This window comes from Rhodoferax sp. (assembly GCF_028714215.1).
Taxonomy (GTDB): domain Bacteria; phylum Pseudomonadota; class Gammaproteobacteria; order Burkholderiales; family Burkholderiaceae_C; genus Rhodoferax.
The window spans coordinates 1-19,736 of record NZ_JAQTMS010000066.1 but is presented as its reverse complement, the minus strand read 5'-3'; the positions used below and the strand labels follow the sequence as shown (position 1 = coordinate 19,736).

The 19,736-nt window shown below is 61.5% G+C and carries 22 protein-coding genes; 14 read left to right on the top strand and 8 right to left on the bottom strand.

Features of this window, described 5'->3' with window-relative positions; genetic code table 11:
* Positions 1-15: 15 nt before the first annotated feature.
* The gene (locus PHS32_RS21395; RefSeq protein ID WP_301081404.1) at positions 16-1,254 is read right to left on the bottom strand and encodes a YhjD/YihY/BrkB family envelope integrity protein; all 1,239 of its coding nucleotides are present in this window, start codon (positions 1,252-1,254) and stop codon (positions 16-18) included.
* A 21-nt stretch (positions 1,255-1,275) separates the two neighbouring features.
* On the opposite strand from PHS32_RS21395, the gene PHS32_RS21390 reads away from it, so the two are divergent.
* The 13 genes from PHS32_RS21390 to xth all read left to right on the top strand — a co-directional run bounded on the left by PHS32_RS21390 (position 1,276) and on the right by xth (position 10,896).
* Positions 1,276-1,659: a DUF2069 domain-containing protein gene (locus tag PHS32_RS21390; RefSeq protein WP_301081402.1), complete on the top strand. Its 384-nt coding sequence runs from the start codon at positions 1,276-1,278 to the stop codon at positions 1,657-1,659.
* Between the two features lie 4 nt (positions 1,660-1,663).
* On the top strand, positions 1,664-3,097 hold the full coding sequence (locus PHS32_RS21385) for an FAD-binding oxidoreductase (RefSeq protein WP_301081400.1): 1,434 nt from the start codon (positions 1,664-1,666) through the stop codon (positions 3,095-3,097).
* 108 nt (positions 3,098-3,205) lie between these two features.
* Positions 3,206-4,426, top strand: a complete 1,221-nt coding sequence (locus PHS32_RS21380; protein WP_301081399.1) for an MFS transporter — start codon at positions 3,206-3,208, stop codon at positions 4,424-4,426.
* 107 nt (positions 4,427-4,533) lie between these two features.
* A complete protein-coding gene (locus PHS32_RS21375) occupies positions 4,534-5,100 on the top strand; it encodes a GNAT family protein (RefSeq protein WP_301081397.1) in 567 nt (188 codons plus the stop codon).
* On the top strand, positions 5,097-5,474 hold the full coding sequence (locus PHS32_RS21370; RefSeq protein ID WP_301081396.1) for a GFA family protein: 378 nt from the start codon (positions 5,097-5,099) through the stop codon (positions 5,472-5,474). The genes PHS32_RS21375 and PHS32_RS21370 overlap by 4 nt, the downstream gene beginning before the upstream one ends.
* 118 nt (positions 5,475-5,592) lie before the next feature.
* Positions 5,593-5,865: a type II toxin-antitoxin system CcdA family antitoxin gene (locus PHS32_RS21365; protein ID WP_301081394.1), complete on the top strand. Its 273-nt coding sequence runs from the start codon at positions 5,593-5,595 to the stop codon at positions 5,863-5,865.
* Between the two features lies 1 nt (position 5,866).
* Positions 5,867-6,181 (top strand): CcdB family protein, encoded by a 315-nt coding sequence (locus PHS32_RS21360; RefSeq protein WP_301081392.1) that lies wholly within the window; start codon positions 5,867-5,869, stop codon positions 6,179-6,181.
* A 9-nt stretch (positions 6,182-6,190) separates the two neighbouring features.
* Positions 6,191-7,024, top strand: coding sequence for a thymidylate synthase (locus tag PHS32_RS21355; protein ID WP_301081390.1), 834 nt, complete (start codon positions 6,191-6,193; stop codon positions 7,022-7,024).
* Positions 7,021-7,908: a DMT family transporter gene (locus tag PHS32_RS21350; RefSeq protein ID WP_301081388.1), complete on the top strand. Its 888-nt coding sequence runs from the start codon at positions 7,021-7,023 to the stop codon at positions 7,906-7,908. The genes PHS32_RS21355 and PHS32_RS21350 overlap by 4 nt, the downstream gene beginning before the upstream one ends.
* Positions 7,905-8,399 carry a dihydrofolate reductase gene (locus PHS32_RS21345; RefSeq protein ID WP_301081387.1) on the top strand — a complete coding sequence of 165 codons (495 nt, stop codon included), beginning with the start codon at positions 7,905-7,907 and terminating at the stop codon, positions 8,397-8,399. The genes PHS32_RS21350 and PHS32_RS21345 overlap by 4 nt, the downstream gene beginning before the upstream one ends.
* 1 nt (position 8,400) lies before the next feature.
* Positions 8,401-8,997: a DUF4337 domain-containing protein gene (locus tag PHS32_RS21340; protein ID WP_301081383.1), complete on the top strand. Its 597-nt coding sequence runs from the start codon at positions 8,401-8,403 to the stop codon at positions 8,995-8,997.
* Between the two features lie 66 nt (positions 8,998-9,063).
* Positions 9,064-10,083, top strand: coding sequence for a potassium channel family protein (locus PHS32_RS21335; protein WP_301081380.1), 1,020 nt, complete (start codon positions 9,064-9,066; stop codon positions 10,081-10,083).
* Positions 10,084-10,125: 42 nt separating this feature from the next.
* Positions 10,126-10,896, top strand: a complete 771-nt coding sequence (xth, locus tag PHS32_RS21330; protein ID WP_301081378.1) for an exodeoxyribonuclease III — start codon at positions 10,126-10,128, stop codon at positions 10,894-10,896.
* Between the two features lie 119 nt (positions 10,897-11,015).
* Here xth and ntrC read toward each other — a convergent pair whose 3' ends face one another.
* The 7 genes from ntrC to PHS32_RS21295 all read right to left on the bottom strand — a co-directional run bounded on the left by ntrC (position 11,016) and on the right by PHS32_RS21295 (position 18,488).
* Complete coding sequence (gene ntrC / locus PHS32_RS21325; protein WP_301081375.1) at positions 11,016-12,536, bottom strand: nitrogen regulation protein NR(I); 1,521 nt, start codon at positions 12,534-12,536, stop codon at positions 11,016-11,018.
* A 102-nt stretch (positions 12,537-12,638) separates the two neighbouring features.
* Complete coding sequence (gene glnL, locus PHS32_RS21320) at positions 12,639-13,685, bottom strand: nitrogen regulation protein NR(II) (RefSeq protein WP_301081418.1); 1,047 nt, start codon at positions 13,683-13,685, stop codon at positions 12,639-12,641.
* Positions 13,686-13,741: 56 nt separating this feature from the next.
* Entirely contained in the window at positions 13,742-14,230 is a 489-nt protein-coding gene (locus PHS32_RS21315) for a hypothetical protein (RefSeq protein ID WP_301081373.1), read from the bottom strand.
* Positions 14,231-14,320: 90 nt separating this feature from the next.
* Positions 14,321-15,736: a type I glutamate--ammonia ligase gene (gene glnA / locus PHS32_RS21310; RefSeq protein WP_301081371.1), complete on the bottom strand. Its 1,416-nt coding sequence runs from the start codon at positions 15,734-15,736 to the stop codon at positions 14,321-14,323.
* A gap of 270 nt (positions 15,737-16,006) precedes the next feature.
* The gene (locus PHS32_RS21305) at positions 16,007-16,846 is read right to left on the bottom strand and encodes a molybdopterin-binding protein (RefSeq protein ID WP_301081369.1); all 840 of its coding nucleotides are present in this window, start codon (positions 16,844-16,846) and stop codon (positions 16,007-16,009) included.
* Entirely contained in the window at positions 16,812-17,711 is a 900-nt protein-coding gene (locus tag PHS32_RS21300) for an EI24 domain-containing protein (RefSeq protein ID WP_301081367.1), read from the bottom strand. Before PHS32_RS21300 ends, PHS32_RS21305 begins: the two co-directional genes overlap by 35 nt.
* A gap of 33 nt (positions 17,712-17,744) precedes the next feature.
* Complete coding sequence (locus PHS32_RS21295) at positions 17,745-18,488, bottom strand: 16S rRNA pseudouridine(516) synthase (protein ID WP_301081365.1); 744 nt, start codon at positions 18,486-18,488, stop codon at positions 17,745-17,747.
* Between the two features lie 150 nt (positions 18,489-18,638).
* Between PHS32_RS21295 and PHS32_RS21290 the strand changes: the two genes are divergently transcribed.
* Positions 18,639-19,490 (top strand): GGDEF domain-containing protein, encoded by an 852-nt coding sequence (locus tag PHS32_RS21290; RefSeq protein ID WP_301081363.1) that lies wholly within the window; start codon positions 18,639-18,641, stop codon positions 19,488-19,490.
* Positions 19,491-19,736: the final 246 nt, after the last annotated feature.

Sequence of the window (19,736 nt, the reverse complement as noted above, 5' to 3'; positions counted from 1 at the left end):
CGAGGGCGGCTGGTTTCACAGCGCGTCGCGCAGCGTCAGCGTGGACCAGCGGCCGTTTTGCCAGAAATTGCGGGTGCTCTCTTCCTGCCGCAACAACAAGGCGTTGAGCAGCGGCGCCAGCGGCGTGCTGGCCGGATCGGCCAGCAGCACAAAGCGCGCCGCGTTGTCCTCCAGCTCTTCCTGCAACAGGCCAATCCAGTCCAGCTCGGCCAGGGTTTCCAGCACCGGCTCCAATTGCAGCGCGTCGATCCGCAGCAGCCCGGAGAGTTGTGCCATGGTCAAGCCCCGATCCGCGCTGCTGCGCACCCGTTGCAATTGCTGCAAGCTCTCCAGTGCCAGTTGAAACAGCAAGCCGTGGGTGCGCGAGCGGCGTTCCAGCCCGGTCAGCAAACTGGGCAGGTAAGCCGCAATGACGGCACCCAGCAGCACGATGACCCAGGCCGTGTAGATCCAGATCAGCAGGATCGGCACGGTGGCAAATGCGCCATAGACCATGGAATAGGTCGGTACCTTGCTCAGGTACAGGGTCAGCAATTTCTTCGCCAGCTCGAAACCGGCCGATACAAACAGGCCGCCGGCCCAGGCGTGGCCCCACTTGACCTGGGTGTTGGGCACAAAGTGGTACATGGCGGCCACGCCCCAGGCCATCAGGAAAAACTGCAGCACGTCCAGCAGCAATTGCACGCCGCCCGGCATCACGGCCACCACGCCCCGGGAGGCCGAGATGGCATACGAGGTGAGGCTCAGGCTGATGCCCAGCAACAGCGGCCCCAGCGTGATGGCGGCCCAGTACACCAGCACGCGCTGCCCCAGCGGCCGCGGCGTGCGCACACGCCAGATGCCGTTGAGGGTGTGGTCTATGGTCAGAATCAGGGCCAGCGCGGTGATGAACAGCAAGGCCACGCCGGCCACACCCAGCTTGCTGGCCTGGCCGGCAAACTGCGTCAGGTAGCCCAGCACCTGGCGCGCGATGTTGTCCGGAATCAGGCTCTCCATCAGCCACTTCTGCAGCACGACCTGAAATTTGGCAAACATCGGGAAGGCCGTGAAGATGGCCAGCGCCACGGTGAAGAAGGGCACCAGGGCCATCGTCGTGGTGAAAGTCAAACTGCTGGCGGTCAGGCCCAGGTGGTCTTCCCGGAAGCGCTCGCGCAGGGTCAACGCGGTGCTCTGCCAGGGAAAGTGCGACAGACTTTTCAGCAGGACTTGAAGCCGCTGCGGCAGGGTTGGGGCTTCGGTAGGTGGCAAGTTCATGGCCGCTATGATGCCACTGCAATGAACACAGAACAAAATGACACGCTCCCATGGGTCAGCACCACACGCCTGCTGGCGGTGGGCAGTTTGCTGGCGCTGATCCTGCTGGGCCTGGCCTGGGAGCTTTATCTGGCGCCGCTGCGCCCGGGTGGCTCCTGGCTGGCGCTCAAGGTGCTGCCGCTGTGCCTCCCGCTGGCCGGACTGCTGAAAAACCGCATGTACACCTACCGCTGGGTCAGCCTGCTGGTGTGGCTCTATTTCACCGAGGCGGTGGTACGTGCCGCCAGCGACCGGCCACCCAGTTCCCACCTCGCGCTGCTGGAAGCAGCACTGTGCCTGACGCTGTTTGTGGCCTGTGTGCTGCACGTTCGTCTGCGCCTGAAAGCCTCACACCGAAAGAATTGACGCCATGCAAACCCTGTTAACCACCTTGCGCCAGATCGTAGGCAGCAACCACGTCCTGACCGACGGCGACCTGAGCGCCTGGCAACAGGATTGGCGCAAACGCGCCAGCGGCAAGGCGCTGGCCGTGCTGCGGCCGGCATCCACCGACGAAGTGGCGCGCGTCGTGAAAAGTTGCGCCGAATTTTGCGCAGCCCACCCGGACTGTGGCCTGAGCATCGTGCCGCAAGGCGGCAACACCGGCCTGGTGGTGGGCAGCACGCCCGATGAATCAGGGCGCCAGATCGTGCTCAGCCTGCAACGCCTGAACGCGCTGCGTAACCTGGACGCCGACAACCTGACCATGACGGTGGAGGCCGGCTGCATTCTGCAGAACGTGCAGCAACGCGCGGAGGAAGCCGGTCTGCTGTTTCCGCTCAGCCTGGCCGCCGAAGGCACATGCACCATCGGCGGCAACCTGGGCTGCAACGCTGGCGGCACCCAGGTACTGCGCTACGGCAATACGCGCGACCTGTGCCTGGGGCTGGAGGTGGTCAGCGCGCAGGGCGAGGTCTGGCACGGTCTGTCGGGCTTGCGCAAGGACAACACCGGCTACGACTTGCGCGATCTCTTCATCGGCTCCGAGGGCACGTTGGGCATCATCACCGCCGCCACCCTGAAACTCTACCCGCGGCCGGCGGTACGCCTGACGGCCTGGGCCGCCGTGCCCTCGCTGGAACACGCGGTTGAATTGCTGGGACTGGCGCAGCGCCAACTGGGCGCCGAACTCACCGGCTTCGAGGTCATGGGCCAGTTCGCGCTCAGTCTGGTCGCCAAGCATTTCCCGCAGTTGCGCGTACCTCTGCATCTGGAGGCGTCGTTTTGCGTGCTGCTGGAGAACTCGGATCACGAATCCGAAGCGCACGCCAGAAGCCGCTTTGAACACCTGCTGGAAAGCGCCTTGGAGCAAGGCTGCGTCAGCGACGCCGTGCTGGCCGAAAACCTGTCGCAAGCCAATCAGTTGTGGCATATCCGGGAAAGCATTCCGCTGGCGCAGCCGCTGGAAGGCCTGAACATCAAGCACGACATCTCGCTGCCGGTATCGAGTATTGCCGCTTTCGTGCGCGACACCGACGCCTTGTTGCAGCAAGCCATTCCCGGCGTGCGCCTGGTCAACTTCGGCCATCTGGGCGACGGCAATCTGCACTACAACGTGCAAGCGCCAGAGGGCATGGACGCGGCGCTCTTTTTGCGCGACCACGAAGAACAGGTCAACACCCTGGTGTTCGATTCGGTGACCCAGTTCAAGGGCTCGATCTCGGCCGAACACGGTGTCGGCAGCCTGAAAGTGGAGCACCTGGAAAAATACAAGTCGCCGGTGGCGCTGGCCATGATGCGCGCCATCAAACGCGCGCTGGACCCGCACAACCTGATGAACCCGGGGCGGGTGGTGCGGGTATAGCAAGCGGATTGCTGTAACCCATTCAACGCAACGTTCACAGGTCCGGAAATGACCGGTGGAAGCCCGCGCCAGGGCCCAGAATAGCGGCTCCCATCTCATAGGAATTGCATGACAGCCCCACTTTCCCGTGCTTTCAATCGCCTGGCCGGCGCCAACCTCGCGGCGCAATCGGCCGAGCAGCTCAGCCTGGCCGCCGTGCCCATGGTGGCGGTGCTGGCGCTGGGCGCCGGGCCGGGCGAGATCGGACTGCTGGCCACGGCGCAGACCTTGCCCTTTTTGCTGCTGTCGATTCCACTGGGCCTGCTGGCGGACCGGACCTCGCGCCAGCGACTGATGGTAGGGGCCGAGCTGCTGCGGGCTGTGGCCTTGCTGGCCCTGCTGGCGGCACTGCTGTATTCCCGGCTTTCGATCGAACTGCTGGCGCTGCTGGGTTTTGTCGGCGCGGTCGGTACCGTGGGCTTCAGCGTCGCCGCGCCGGCCCTGGTGCCGGCGCTGGTAACACGTGACGCGCTGACGCTGGCCAACGGCCGGCTGGAACTGGCCCGCAGCGCCGCCTTTGCCGCCGGACCGGCACTGGCCGGTGCCCTGGTGTCGTGGGCCGGCGCCTCGGCCGCCTTCGTGCTGGCTGCCATGCTGTCGGGCTCGGCCGTGCTGCTGTTGCTGGGGATCCGGGAGCCGCGGCGTGCGTCGACGCCGGCGCGCCATCCGCTGCTGGAAATCCAGGATGGTGCGCGCCTGGTCTGGCAACATGCGCTGCTGCGCCCTATCCTTCTGACCGCCGTGGCCTGGAACATTTCCTGGTTCGTGCTGCAGGCGGCCTATGTGCCCTACGCGGTGCGGGTGCTGGGCCTGAGTGCCGGGACCTTGGGTGTCACGCTGGCCGGCTATGGCGTCGGCATGATCGTCGGCTCGCTGCTGGCGCGGCGACTGCTGGCGGCCCTGCCTTTTGGCCGGGCCATCCAGCTGGGGCCGGTGGTCTCGGTGCTGGCGGCGGCGACCATGGTGGCGACCCTGCTGGTACCCAGCGGCATCCTGGCGGCCGTGTCGTTTTTTCTGTTCGGCGTCGGCCCCATCATCTGGACTATCACCTCGACCACGCTGCGCCAGACCGTGACGCCCGGCGCCATGCTGGGCCGGGTGTCGGCGCTGTTTCTGACCGTCAATACCGGAGCCCGGCCGCTCGGTGCCGCGCTGGGCGGTGTGGTGGGAGCCCGCTGGGGCGAAGCGGCCTGCTTGGTGTTGGCACTGGCCGGCTTCGGCGTGCAGGCCTGGGTGATCTTGCGCTCGCGTGTCGGCGATTTGCAGCTCCTGCCGGCAGCGGCCGACTGAAGTCGGTACGATCCGCCATCGCCCCAAAAACCAACACCGATGATGGCCTGCTCTTTCACAAAACAATTAGGCTACCGATGCCTCCCAAATGGGTACCGGGTAGCCCCATGAAACCCTTCGATCAGATCACCTTGAGAACGGAGCGTCTACTGCTTCGCCCCTTGGCAGCGCCTGACGCGCCAGCCTTGTTCGCCGTGTTTTCCGACCCCAAGGTGATGCGCTATTGGAGCTCTGCGCCCTGGGCATCGATGGACAGAGCGCTTGAGATCATCGCCAAGGACCGAACTGCCCTGCCAGCCGGAGAGCATCTCCGGCTGGGCATTGAAATGGCGGGCACCGCCGAACTCATTGGCACCTGCTCCCTGTTCAATTTTGTACCTCAGTGCAAGCGCGCCGAAATCGGCTACGGGATGTCCAGCTCGTTCTGGGGCAAGGGCTATATGCACGAAGCGCTCAGTGCGCTCTTGGAGTTTGGCTTCGGCGAGCTCGAACTCAACCGCGTCGAAGCCGACGTCGATCCACGAAACGCGGCCTCGGCAAGATGCCTGGAACGCCTCGGTTTTGTCAAGGAGGGCCACCTTCGGCAACGCTGGATCGTCGAAGGAGAGGTGTCGGACTCAAGCCTATACGGCCTTCTTCGCGGAGAATGGCTAGCGACAAGAAACACAGCATGACTGACAAACCCATGAGCAATCGACCCATGCAGAAATTCCACGGCAGTTGCCACTGCGGTGCCGTTCAATTCGAGATCGAAACGGACTTCCCCGAGCTGACCCAGTGCGACTGTTCGATCTGCAGGCGCAAGAATGCACTGATGGTCAAGGTGCACGAGAGCAAGTTCAGGCTGCTGGCCGGAGAAGATTCACTCACCGAGTACCAGTTCCACACCAGGACCGCGCACCACTTCTTTTGCAAGGTTTGTGGCATCTACCCGTTTCATCGCAAGCGCATCGCGCCCGACCACTTTGGCGTCAATGTGTTCTGTCTGGAAAATTTTGATCCGACAGGCATTGCGGTTCGCCAAGCGGTGGGAGCGGCCATGACATGAGACGTCACGTCCTTGCGCGTATCCGGGGGCGAGCGTTGCTAATCAGTCGGGTTGGCTGACCCTGCTGCGCATGGATCATGCGCATATAATTTCAACACAAAATGCCAAGGAGAGCCGCATGCTCCAGTTCGACAAAGCACCCAAGAAGGCCACCAACCTCTCGCTCAACTCCCGGGTGCTGGAGATGGCGCGTGAAATGGGAATGAACGTCTCGCAGACCGTTGACGGACTGCTGGCCAGGGAAGTGGCGCGGCGCTACTGGGAGCAGTGGAACGAACGCAACAAGGGCGCCATTGACGCCTACAACGCCCGCATTGCAAAACACGGTCTGCCACTGGCCAAGTACCGCAGTTTTGGCAACAGCCTGGGTGATGGGCGCGAGGAAGTCTGAGATGGCTCGTTTCGACGTCTACACCAACCCCGACAGCGCCGAGCGCAAGCTGATTCCTTTTTACCTGGATGTGCAAAGCGACCATGTCCAAGGCATCCAGACCCGCATTGTGGTGCCGCTGTGGAAATCGGGTTTGCTGCCGACTCCGGTCGAAAACCTGAATCCGGAGTTTGAGGTCGCCGGGCAACGCGTGGTCATGGACACGCCGGCGCTTGGCGCTGCACCCACCGCGGTACTGCGGCGGGTGGCAGGCAACCTGACGTCGCACCAGTTGACGATACAGGACGCGCTCGACACACTTTTTGGAAGCTATTGAGGTCAAAACATGCCCCCGTACCCGATCCGCTCCCAATACGAAGACTTCATGCGCCATGTGGAGAGCCACGGCGTGTTCAAGGCCGACCGCACCGGCACCGGCACCAAGAGCGTGTTCGGCTACCAGATGCGCTTTGATTTGAACGAGGGCTTTCCGCTGGTCACCACCAAAAAGGTGCACCTGCGCTCCATCATCCAGGAACTGCTGTGGTTCCTCACCGGCTCCTCCAACAACAATTGGCTAAAGGAACGCGGCGTCTCGATCTGGGACGAATGGGCGCGCCCGGACGGCGATCTGGGCCCGGTCTACGGGGTGCAGTGGCGCAGTTGGCCGACACCCGACGGCGGCCACATCGATCAGATCGCGGAAGTCGTCAAGACGCTGAAAACCAATCCCGACTCGCGCCGCATCATCGTCAGCGCCTGGAATGTGGCCGAGCTCGACAAGATGGCCTTGCTGCCGTGCCACGCCTTCTTTCAGTTCTATGTCGCGCCCTCTGTTGCCGCGGGCGAAAAAGCCAGACTGAGTTGCCAGTTGTACCAGCGCAGCGCCGATATTTTCCTGGGCGTGCCATTCAACATTGCCAGCTACGCGCTGCTCACCCACATGCTGGCGCAGCAGTGCGACCTGGATGTGGGCGACTTCATCTGGACCGGCGGCGACTGCCACATCTACAGCAACCACCAGGAGCAGGTGGCGCTGCAACTCAGCCGCGCGCCTTATGCCTATCCGACACTCCACATCAAGCGCCGGCCCATCTCGCTGTTCGACTACGATTTTGATGACTTCGAGTTCCTGGGCTACCAGTGCCATCAGGCCATCAAAGCACCGGTGGCGGTGTGATCCAACGCCGCCAGATTCTGGCGCTGCTGGCGCTGACCCTGATGTGGGGCATCAACTGGCCGATGATGAAGCTTTCGCTGCGCGAGATCACACCCCTCTACTTTCGCGCACTCACCATGAGTTTCGGTGCCCTCTGGCTCTGCGTCTTCTACCGCGCACGCGGTCTGCGCATGTGGCCGCGAGCGGCCGAATGGCGCTCCGTGGTCACGCTGGGCCTGCCCAATATGCTGGGCTGGCACGCGGTGTCGATACTGGGTGTGAAGGAGCTGGCCTCCGGCCGTGCCGCGATTCTGGGCTTCACGATGCCGATCTGGACGGTCTTGATCGGCGTCCTGTTCCTGGGTGAAAAACTGACCCGTCGCGTGGCCTTTGCCGCCGCCTCGGTGGCCGTCGCCATCACGCTGCTCAGCTCGGTCGAGTTCAACGCCTTGTCGGGCCATCCGCTGGGTATCGTCTGGATGGAAATTGCCGCCGTGCTGTGGGCCGTCGGCACCCTGATGCTGCGCCGTGCCCACCTGACGCTGCCGATAGAGACGCTGACGGTCTGGATGATGGTGCTGGCCAGCGTCTGTCTGTGGCTTATCGCCTGGATCAGCGAACCGTGGCCGGCCTGGCAATTTTCCGGCGCCATCTGGGTCAGCCTGGTTTACGGTGCCTTCATCAACTACGGCTTTGCCCAGATCATCTGGTCGGGCCTGGCACGCAATCTGCCGCCCGCCACCAGCGCCATGAGCGTCATGGCGGTGCCCATGGTGGGCACCCTGGCGGCCACCGTGATCGTCGGCGAATGGCCGCACTGGCAGGACTTTGCGGCGCTGCTATTCGTCGCGGCAGCCATTGCCGCGGTGCTGATGCCGCCGCGCACCCTCCTCAAAACCCCATGAAACTGCACCTGATCTTTGCCCGCGCCGCCAACGGCGTGATCGGCCAGCACAACACCCTGCCCTGGCATCTGCCGGAAGACATGGCCCACTTCAAACGAACCACGCTGGGCTGCCCGGTGATCATGGGGCGCAAGACCTGGGACTCGCTGCCGCCCAAGTTTCGCCCTCTGCCGGGACGCCTCAACGTGGTGGTGACGCGCCAGAGCGACTGGCAAGCACAGGGCGCGCTGTGTGCCCATTCGCTGCCGGAGGCCTGCGCCCTGTGCCCCGAGGACAGCGACGTCTGGGTGATCGGCGGTGCCCAGCTTTACGCGCAGGCGCTGCCGCTGGCCAGTTCGGCGGTGATCACCGAAATCGATGCTCCGTTTGAAGGCGACGCCTATGCGCCACAATTCGGGCCGGAGTGGACCGAAGTAGCACGCGAGCGACACCTCTCGGTGACCGGTTTGAGTTTCAGTTTTGTCACTTATTGCAGAAATACAGGAGTTTGAAATGTCCGGACATGGTTTTCACGTACACGGCCCGCACGACCACGAGCTGGAGCACGCCCAGCAAGGTGGCCACGAGGGCGAGCATGGCGAACACGGCGGCATGATCAACCAGATTGCCATGTTCACCGCCATCATCGCCACCATAGGTGCCATCTTTGGCTACATGGGCGGCGCCACCCAGGCCAATGCCGGCCTGTACAAGAACAACGCCGCCATCAAGAAAACGGAAGCCTCCAACCAGTGGAATTACTTCCAGTCCAAGAGCACCAAACAATCGCTGGCCGAACTGGCGCGGGATCTGGCGCCGGAGGACAAGAAGGCGACTTACCAGGCCAAGGTGGAGCGCTATGAGAAGGAAAAGAACGAGATCAAGGTGGTGGCCGACAAACTCGAAGCCGAGGCCAGCCAGTGGGACAAGCAGAGCGATGAGCAAATGCACCAGCACCACCGCTGGGCCCAGTCCACCACCGTGCTGCAGGTCTGCATCGCACTGGCGGCGATTGCCTTGTTGACCCGCAAGAAATGGCTGGAATACGCCATGTTCGGCGCCGGCGGAGTCGGCATCATCGTCGGCGCCCTGGCGGCGCTGCATATCTAACCCGCTGGCGCCTGACTGGCGGGTCTGATGCCGGGTTGAATCATCAAGGTCAAGGCGGGGAGCAATTTGAACAAGCTATTGCGGGGCGTGCATTTTTCCGGACTGCTGTACGGCGCTGCGTTGCTGCTGCTGGTTCACCTTGTCGGCACGCTGGGCTATATGTACATCGGGCGCCCCACGGCCACCTGGATTGACAGCTTTTACATGACCTTCATCACCGTGGCCACCATCGGCTTCGGCGAGACCGTGGATTTGAGCAATCACCCGATGGGTCGCTTGTTTACCGTTTTCATCGCCGTGATCGGCATCGGTACCATGAGCTACCTGTTTTCCAGCTTGGTGGCGCTGTTGCTCGAATCCGACCTGAACACCGCTCTGAGGAAAAAACGCATGGAAAAATCAATTGCCAAGCTCACCGGCCACTACATCGTGTGCGGTATCGGGCGCGTCGGCAGCAACGTGGCCAGTGAACTGATCAAGACCCAGCGCCCGCTGGTGGTCATCGAAAACGACCGTGAGGCACTGAACCACTGGCTGGAGCTGCACCCCAACACACCGCATCTGCATGCCGATGCCGCCGACGATGAATCGCTGCGCCGCGCCGGCGTCATGGCGGCGGCCGGGGTCTTTGCGGTGACCGGAGACGACAGCCACAACCTGATGGTGTCGCTGTCGGTCAAGTTGCTCAACTCAAAAGCCCGGGTGGTGGCACGCCTGCACGACATTCGCAACGCCGACAAGGCGTGGCGCGCCGGCGCCGATGAAATCGTCTCGCCCGACTTTACCGGAGGCATGCGCATAGCCTCCGCCATGGTGCGCCCGCACGTCGTTAATTTCATGGACCAGATGCTGCGCAGCGATGACGAACTGCGGGTTGAGGAAGTGGTGGTGCCGGCCGGCTTCCAGGAAGCCCCATTGGGTGAGCTGATTCCGAAGTCAAGAGACTATATTTTGCTGGCGACCCACGAGCAGGGTCGCTGGGTCTTCAATCCAGCCGACGATCACTTGATCAAGGCCGGTGCGACACTGGTTTTGATGACCAGTCCGGCCGGGCGCACCCGGTTGGAAAAATTGCTCAACGATTGAAACCCGTTGCGGGGAACTTTTTTTACCTGAGGTTTTGCGGCCATGAAACTTGCCACCTGGAACGTGAACTCCCTGACGGTGCGGCTACCTCAGGTGCTGGACTGGCTGACAGCCAATCCGGTCGATGTGCTGGCGCTACAGGAACTCAAGATGACCGACGACAAGTTCCCGGCGCAAGCGTTCCAGCAAGCCGGCTACAGCGCTCAATGCTTCGGCCAGAAGACCTACAACGGGGTGGCGCTGTTGTCGCGTACGCCGGCCGTCAACGTCGTCAAAAACATCCCCGGCTTTGCCGACGAGATGGCACGCGTGATCAGTGCCGAAGTTGCCGGCGTGCGCGTCATCGGCGGCTACTTTCCGAATGGCCAGGAACCCGGCAGCGACAAATTCGAATACAAGATGAGCTGGCTCAAGGGCTTGCGCGACTGGGTCCGCACGGAACTGGTCAAGCACCCCAAACTGGTGCTGATGGGTGACTTCAACATCACCTTCGACGACGCCGACGTGTGGGACCCGATCGGGCTGAAAGACACCATTCACTGCACCGAGGAAGAGCGCTACCAGTTACGCGCCCTGATTGCGCTGGGTCTGCACGACGCTTTCCGCCTGCTCCCGCAGGCGGCAAAAAGCTACTCCTGGTGGGACTACCGGGATTTTGGTTTTCGCCGAAACCATGGCCTGCGCATCGACCACATCCTGGTCAGCGACGCCCTCAAGCCCTTGGTAACCGGCTGCGCGATAGACAAGACGCCGCGCAAGAACGAACGCCCCAGCGACCACGCACCGGTGGTGCTGGAGCTTGAATCACTGTGATTGCCACCCTTGTTGTCATTGCGGACTTGATCCGCAATCCATGGATCCTGGATGTTGAAACCCCGGACCAGATCCGGGGCCGGGATGACAACCACGGAGTCAGGCGGGCACTGACTCCGTTACTCTAAACCCAACTCCTGAATTTTGCGCGTGATGGTGTTGCGGCCAATGCCCAGCTTCTGCGCCGCCTCGATGCGCCGGCCGCGGGTGCTGGCCAGGGCGGTGCGAATCAGGGTGGATTCAAAGCGACGTATCAACTCGTCCCACACGTCGGTACGACCACTGGCCAGCAAGGCGATGGCGTCCGCCTCCAGGCCCAGTTCCCAACCGTCGCCGCCGATGTGAACCAAGGGCGCGGCCTGGGCCGTACCGACCGGGGCTGCCACAGGCGCTGCTGCCAGCGGCAGGTTGTCCCGGGTCTGAGGCGCCAGTGAAACCGAACCGGAAAGCGCATCGGCCGGCCCCGCCACGCCAGCTGTCACACCCACTTCGGGCGGCAAGTCTTTCGGCTCTATCACCTGCGCCGGTGTCATCACGGTCAACCAGTGACAGATGTTTTCCAGCTGTCGCACATTGCCGGGGAAACTGAAGTTGCCCAGCCAGACCAGGGCCGCATCGGAAATCCGCTTCGGCTCAACGCCCAGTTGCTGTGCGCTTTGCTGCAGGAAGTGGCGCGTCAGCATCGGCACGTCTTCCCGGCGCTCGCGCAAGGCCGGTAGACGCAGCCGGATGACGTTGAGGCGGTGAAACAAGTCCTCGCGGAACGCACCTTCCTTGACGCGCTGCTCCAGGTTCTGGTGCGTGGCGGCAATCACACGCACGTTGGTCTTGACCGCACTGTGGCCGCCGACACGGTAGAAATGGCCGTCGCTGAGCACGCGCAGCAGCCGGGTTTGCAGGTCGAACGGCATATCGCCGATCTCGTCGAGAAACAGGGTGCCGCCATCGGCCTGCTCGAAGCGGCCACGGCGCATGGTCTGGGCGCCGGTGAAGGCACCGCGTTCGTGACCGAACAACTCGGATTCAAGCAGGTCCTTCGGGATCGCCGCCGTGTTGATGGCCACGAACGGTCCGTTGGCCCGCGGTGAATGCTTGTGCAGGGCACGTGCCACCAGTTCCTTGCCGGAACCGGACTCGCCGGTGATCATGACCGTGACATTGCTCTGACTCAAGCGGCCGATGGCGCGGAACACGTCCTGCATGGCCGGTGCCTGGCCCAGCATCTCGGGCGTCTGCGCCATCTGCTCCTCGCCCACCTCTTCGCGCTGGCTTTCCTCCACGGCGCGCCGGATCAGCTCGACCGCTTTCGGCAGGTCAAAGGGCTTCGGCAAGTACTCGAAGGCGCCCCCTTGAAAGGCCGACACCGCGCTGTCCAGGTCGGAAGAGGCGGTCATGATAATCACCGGCAGGGCCGGAAATCTTTCCTTCACCTTGTTCAGCAAGTCCAGACCCGAGCCGCCCGGCATCCGGATATCGCTGACCAGCACCTGCGGGCCGTTCTCGTCGTTCACCGTGTCAAGCGCATTGAGCACGTCGCGCGGACTGGTGAAGCTGCGGGTCGGCAGGCTCTCACGCAGCAGCGCCTTCTCGAGCACGAAGCGGATGGACTGGTCATCATCTACGATCCAAATCGGCTTCATATGTTTTCCTGGTTAGTCGGGCTACCTACAAGTACCGCCCGGCCGCGCCGCGCTCGCCAAGACGTACTCATAAAAATTCCCCTGCTTGATTCAAATACACCCTCAAGGCAACGGAATCAGTATCTTGAAATCCGTTCGGCCTGGCACGCTGTCGCACTCGATCAAGCCATGGTGCTGCTGCACAAAAGTCTGTGCCAAAGTCAGCCCCAGGCCGGAACCGCCTTCGCGCCCCGACACCAGCGGGTAAAAGATGCGGTCCTTGATCGAATCCGGTACGCCCGGCCCGTTGTCGATGACATGCAATTCCAATGCCAACCGATAGCGTTGTTTGCCAAATGTGATCTGGCGTGCAATGCGGGTGCGAAAGATCAGCCGCGCCGCACCCTGCGCGATCTGTTCGGCCAAGGCCTGGCAGGCGTTGTGCGCGATATTCAGCACGGTCTGGATGAGTTGCTCGCGGTCGCCGCGAAACTCCGGAATGGAGGTGTCGTAATCGCGCACCACGCTCAAGCCCTTGGGGAATTCGGCCAGTATCAGGGAACGCACCCGTTCGCACACCTCATGGATGTTGACATCACCCACCAAATGGGGGCGCCGGTGCGGCGCCAGCAAGCGGTCAACCAGGGATTGCAGTCGATCCGCCTCGTGAATGATGACCTGCGTGTACTCGGTCAGTTCGCGCGATTCGATCTCCATCTCCAACAGTTGGGCGGCGCCGCGAATGCCGCCCAGCGGGTTCTTGATCTCGTGCGCCAGATTGCGAATCAGCTCTTTGTTGGCCTGCGCCTGTTCCGACAGGCGTTCCTCCCTGTCTTGGCGCGCCTGCAACTCCAGCGGCAACAACTCGACAATGATCTCGTCGGCTTTTTCGGTCTGCGTCACGATCACGTGGACCGGTAGCGGATCGTGGTTCAAACGATTCAGCCAGGCGTCGTACCGCAGGGCGGCAAATTGATTGCCACCGACACCCAGCAGCGCATTTTTCAGCGCCTCGGGTTCGGTAAAACTGTCCGGCAGGAAAGAGCCCACAATGGCGCGCCGCGAAATGCCCAGCGCATCTTCCAGTGCCGCATTGGCAAACGACACGGCCCCATTGCTGTGCACCACCGCCACCAGTGTGGCCAGCAGATCGAAGGACTGGAAGCGCATGGCCGGCGAAACGGCAGCAGGCGAGCTAAGGGAGTTGGAAGGCTGCTTCAAGCCGCTTATTTTGCCGCAGAGACTGAAGAGGCCCGGCCGAGCTCGCGGCGAATGCCGGCAATATCGCTTTCGTTGCGCGCCAGACTGGCCTTCAGTTCGGCCACCCGCTCCAGGTATTTTTGCGGGTTCTGCAACTCGGTATTGCGCTTTTCCGGGGCGCCGTTGTTGTACTCGCGCAGCAACTCGACCTGGCGTTCCTGCGCCTTCTTCAACTCGGATTCCAAAATCTGCAGCATGTCGGAGTCGCGCGCTTTCTGCTCGCCCGCATCCACCCGCTGCGCCGAGGCCGCCGCCGTTCGCACCGGCGTCGCGGCCGCCGCCCGGGTGCCCTGGACGATGGTCACGTTACCGCCTTCGAGCAGCTTGCAGCCCTTGGCCTGCGGACTGGGCACCGTGTTGGTGTACTCGTTGCCGCAACGGTAAATACGCTCCTGGGAATAACTGTTTGCCGTGCATACGCCAGCCAGCAGCAGCACGACCAAGCCTTTTTTCATACGGGAACTTCCATTGAATTCACCCCGTCAGTATGCGTCAAATTAAAAAGGACGGCCAGGCCGTCCTTTTTTGCCATGAACCGTAACGAATTACAGCGAATAGTACATCTCGAACTCGATCGGGTGGGTGGCCATGCGCAGGCGCGTCACTTCGCCCATCTTCAGTTCGACATAAGCGTCGAGCATGCTGTCGGTGAAGACGCCACCCTTGGTCAGGAAACCGCGATCGGCTTCCAGGCACTCCAGAGCTTGATCGAGGCTGTGGCAGACCGTCGGGATCTTGGCGTTTTCCTCGGGCGGCAGATGGTACAAGTCCTTGGAGGCCGCCTCGCCGGGGTGAATCTTGTTTTCCACGCCATCCAGACCGGCCATCAGCAGCGCGGCAAAGCCCAGATAGGGGTTCATCAGCGGATCGGGGAAGCGCGCTTCGACACGTCGGCCCTTGGGATTAGCCACATACGGAATACGGATCGAGGCGGAGCGGTTCTTGGCCGAATAAGCCAGTTTCACCGGGGCTTCGAAGCCGGGCACCAAACGCTTGTAGCTGTTGGTGCCGGGGTTGGTAATGGCGTTCAGGGCACGGGCGTGCTTGATGATGCCGCCGATGTAGTACAAGGCAAAATCCGACAAACCGGCATAGCCGTCGCCGGCAAACAGGTTCTTGCCGTCCTTCCAGATCGACTGGTGCACGTGCATGCCGGAGCCGTTGTCGCCGACGATCGGCTTGGGCATGAAGGTGGCGGTCTTGCCATAGGCATTGGCCACGTTCTGCACCACGTACTTGAGGACTTGCGTCCAGTCGGCGCGCTGCACCAGCGTGCTGAACTTGGTGCCCAGTTCGTTTTGACCGGCACCCGCCACTTCGTGGTGGAACACCTCAACCGGCACGCCCAGGGATTCCAGAATCAGCGACATTTCAGCGCGCATGTCTTGCGTGCTGTCGACCGGCGGCACCGGGAAGTAACCACCTTTCACGGTAGGCCGGTGGCCGCGGTTGCCGCCTTCGATCTTCTTGCCCGAATTCCAGGGCGCTTCGTATTCCTCGATCTTGAAGAAGGTGCCGGACATGTCGGTGTTCCAGCGCACGTCGTCAAAGATGAAAAATTCGGGTTCCGGGCCAAAGAAGGCGGTGTCGCCCATGCCGGAGGCCTTGAGGTAGGCTTCAGCCCGTTTGGCGATGGAACGCGGGTCGCGGTCATAGGCCTTGCCGTCGTTGGGCTCGACCACGTCGCAGCTCAGGAACAGCGTTGTTTCTTCAAAGAACGGATCGATATTGGCGGTGTTGGGATCGGGCATCAACTGCATGTCGGAGGCCTCGATGCCCTTCCAGCCGGCAATGGACGAGCCGTCAAACGCATGGCCCGAGCTGAATTTGTCTTCGTCAAAATGAGAAACGGGCACGGTCACGTGCTGTTCCTTGCCACGGGTATCGGTGAAACGGAAGTCAACGAACTTGACTTCGTTTTCTTTCACCATCTTCATGACGTCTGCGACGGTCTTGGCCATCAAATACTCCTGGTTGAATCGTTGTTGAAAAAATTACATCTCTGCGAATGCAGTTTTTGTGCCAATTCCGGTGTTGACGCAAAACTGCCTGACCCCGTATTTTGCCCTGAGTTTCAACCCGTCTTCAGCGCCTGCAAAAGAACTTCGCATCGGCTTCCCTCCGGCCAGGGCGGCTGGGCCATCGACAAGGGCAGCCGAACCCTTGAAATACCAAAAAATAGCCGCACCAATACGAGGCTATCTAGCCGATATTGCACCAAATTGGTTCGTTTATTTTTGCACCAATTCAGGGCCAAGCTTGGCATCAAAGACTTTCAAGCCGGCCAGCAGTGCCGGATAAGCCTGGCTTACCAGCCCCGGCTCGCCTTTCACCCCCAGCTCGATATGCCGGCCGTACTCCGGGTGATCGACACTGGGCAGGCTGAACACCTTGACACCGTCGTAACGGCGCTCAATTTCTTCCATCAGCGGCGTCAGCGTCGCCTCCATGGCGCCGAAGACGATGACCGATTTCTCGATCCAGGCGGCGCTTTGGTGCATGTGCGGATAGACCGTGTCAAGCACCCATTCGATCATCGGCCAGGCCATCACCGGAAAGCCGGGCACGAAATGAAGCGAGCCGCAACTGAAGCCGGGAATTCCGTTGAACGGGTTGGGAATGATCTGCGCCCCCACCGGAAACACGCCCATGTTCAGCCGGTGGATGTTGTCGGAGCGATTCGGCTCGTAAACGATGCCTTGTTCCCTGGCCAAATTCTGCATGCGCAAGCGGATCAGTGCTTCCGCTTCAGGGTGCAGGGCCAACTCCACACCCAGGGCACGCGCCGCGCATTGCCGCGTGTGATCGTCCGGCGTGGCGCCAATGCCGCCGGTGGAAAACACCACGTCGCCGGAAGCAAAAGCACGCTTCAAGGCGGCGGTGATGCGCTGCGGTGAATCGCCCACGTACTCGGCATAGTCGAGTTGCAGGCCGCGCGCCTTGAGCAATTCGATCACCTTGGGCAGGTGCTTGTCGGCTCGCTTGCCCGAGAGGATTTCGTCGCCGATGATAAGCAGACCGAAATTCGGTGCACTGCTAGAGAGAGTTGTTGAAGTCGCGGGATTTGTCATCCGGCAATCTTAGCGTCTCCCCATCCGTCAAGACCGGCGTGGGGATTGCCGCAGCGGCCGCGGCCAAATGGCTCTCGGCGCGCAAAGCCTGCAATGCCGCCAGGCAGTAGTGCGCAAACCAGAGGGAAGAAAAGGCGAACACCAGCGTATAGATCCAGATCGCCAGCGGCACCAGAATCACGAACGCCGCCGCCAACAAAGCGCCGGAGGCCCAGATCAGGCTGGGCGCCGCGCCCAAAAAACCAGACAGGACACCGATGCCCAGCAGCCAGCCCCGGTGTCTGCGGAAAATCTCCTTGCGCTCCTGGGCACTGGCGTGTTCCGCCAAGGCGTCAAAGGCCATCACCCGGTAGGTAAGCCAACCCCAGATCAGCGGCGGCAGCACCAGAATCAGGGGCGGCACCAACCACAGTGGAATTGAAACAATCAGCGCAATCAAGGCCAGCAGCGTCGAGCCCAAGGACCACAGCAGGCTGAACACCAGGGAGCCACCGCGCTTGCGCTCAAGCTGAGGAAAACGGCGCTCGGCCACCAACAGCGTCAATGCCGGGGTCATCAGCAAGGCCACCGTCAGCAGCGACAGCACCACAATCACCGGCGTGACCGCAAAAATCACGATCAAGGGCGCCAGCACCAGCTTCAGGCTGCCGGCGCCAACGCTCTGCAACCAGGCCCAGATCGAGTTGACGACCATCGAGGCTTCCAGTGCCCCGCGCACGAAATCGAGCGCACTGTCCCAGTAGTAATAGCCCAAGCCCAAGGCCAGCGCCACCATCAACAGCAGCGGAAAAAAAGACAGGGCGATGACCCGCGGGCGGATGCAGTAGGCCGCGGCACGCCAGAAGGAATCGAGAAACAGGTTCATGGAACAAGCATAACCGCAGCCTGCTGTCGGGCATCAAGCGGCAATGCTGGCCAGATCAGCCTGATTCAACCAGCGCCACTGGCCCGGTGCCAGATCCTCGGGCAGGCGCAGACCGCCGATCTGCGAGCGATGCAAGGCTTCCACCCGGTTGCTGACGGCGGCCACCATCCGCTTGACCTGATGGTATTTGCCTTCGGTCAGGGTCAGGCGCAGATGATGGCTGGCCACCGCCTCCGCAGCGGCGGCCCGCACCGGCTTCGGATCGTCGTCCAGCACCACACCGGCCAGCAGCTTGTTCAGCTGTTTATCGTCCAGCGGGTGCTTCAGCGTGACCTCGTAGACCTTGGGCACATGGTGCCGCGGCGAACTCATGCGGTGGATGAACTTGCCGTCGTCGGTCAGCAGCAGCAGTCCGCTGGTGTCCTGATCCAGCCGACCGACCGCCTGCACCCCCTGCACCGCGCCTTTTTGCGGCCGCAGGCGCAGCGGCGACGGCAGCAAGGTGTAAATACTGGGGTAGGTCGAGGGCTTCTGCGAACACTCGGTGGCGACCGGCTTGTGCAGCATCAGATAGGCCTTCTCATGGTACGGCCAGTCGATGCCTTGAACCCGGAAGTGCAATCCGTCTGCGGGAAACTCCGCCTGGGCCTCGGTGCAGGCAACCGGTTTTGTCGCGTCATTCGACGCATAGACCTGTACCAGACCCTGCTGGATCAGGCCGGCACAGACGCGCCGCGTGCCGAAGCCCTGGGAATAGAGAATGTCTTGCAACTGCATGACGGGAGTATAGGCAGCTGACCCAACATCCACCCCACCCTCGCCTTGCGTCGCCTGATCCGATCTGGGCGTGGGGGAACGGGTGCCAGCTACCGCTGCCGACTGAAACGGTGATCCGTCTGGTTGGACACTTCTTCTAAGATACCGTCCATGCGCCGTCGTGTCTTAAACTTTTTCAACCCAGGTTCCATAAGCGGGCGCAAGGCTTTTGGAGCAAGTGTCGCCATGATGCTGGTGATATTTCTTCTTGATATGGAGACCGGGACAGGAATCCGACTGGGTGCGCTCTATGTATTGCCAATAGCACTTGTGGGTCTCCATTGCGATGGGCGCAAGCCGCTGGTTGCAGCGATCCTTCTGTCCGTCTCATTTCAGACAATTAATGTTGTGAGCGACGCCATTGCGCTTGCTTCATCCATTACCGACATCACGGTTGGCTTCATTTCAGCCCTTCTGGTAGGAACTCTTGCCAATGCCGTGCGACACAATCACCGGGAATTGGAGGCGTTATCGCAAACCGACTCGCTGACAAAATTACAGAATCGGCGAGGTTTTGAGTTAACAGTTGAAGCTGAGATTGAGCGGCAAAACCGCTATGGAGGCACATTTTCTTTAGTGCTGATCGACTTGGACAAATTCAAGCAATTGAACGATTCCCGAGGTCATGCAGAGGGAGACAGAGCACTCGTGGTCATCGGCGAAATCCTTCAGGGTTCAATCAGAGACTCTGATACTTCCGCAAGACTTGGTGGTGACGAGTTCTCTGTGCTCTTGCCCAATACAAGAAGAAACGAATGCGAAGTCGTGTGTGGACAATTGGTTTCAAGGATTCAAAGCCGCATGCGCCAATTGAACTTTGAAATCACGGCAAGCATAGGTGCATCTACGTTTGACCATCCACCAGAGTCGCTGGCAGCCGCTTTTCGAATAGTGGATGAGGCAATGTACACAGCCAAAGCGAAAGGCCGAAACACGGCAGTGAGCATCCAGGCAATGCGGTGACGCGTCACATGCCGTTGATCAGCCGATGAATGCCGGTTTTCGCATTGCGGAGCGGTCCTTCGCAAGAATCAAAACAAGCGACGCAACCAAGCGCTGCCATCCCGATCAGCGCCCACTGCCTAGCCTGAATATTTCATACGGCTGAGTCGGCGGTCCCGCCCGAAGGCGCGTTGTCATTGGTATCTGAGGCCAAACACAACATAGGACCGCCAATGTCAAACTGTACCGGAGAATTTGGAGCAGGCA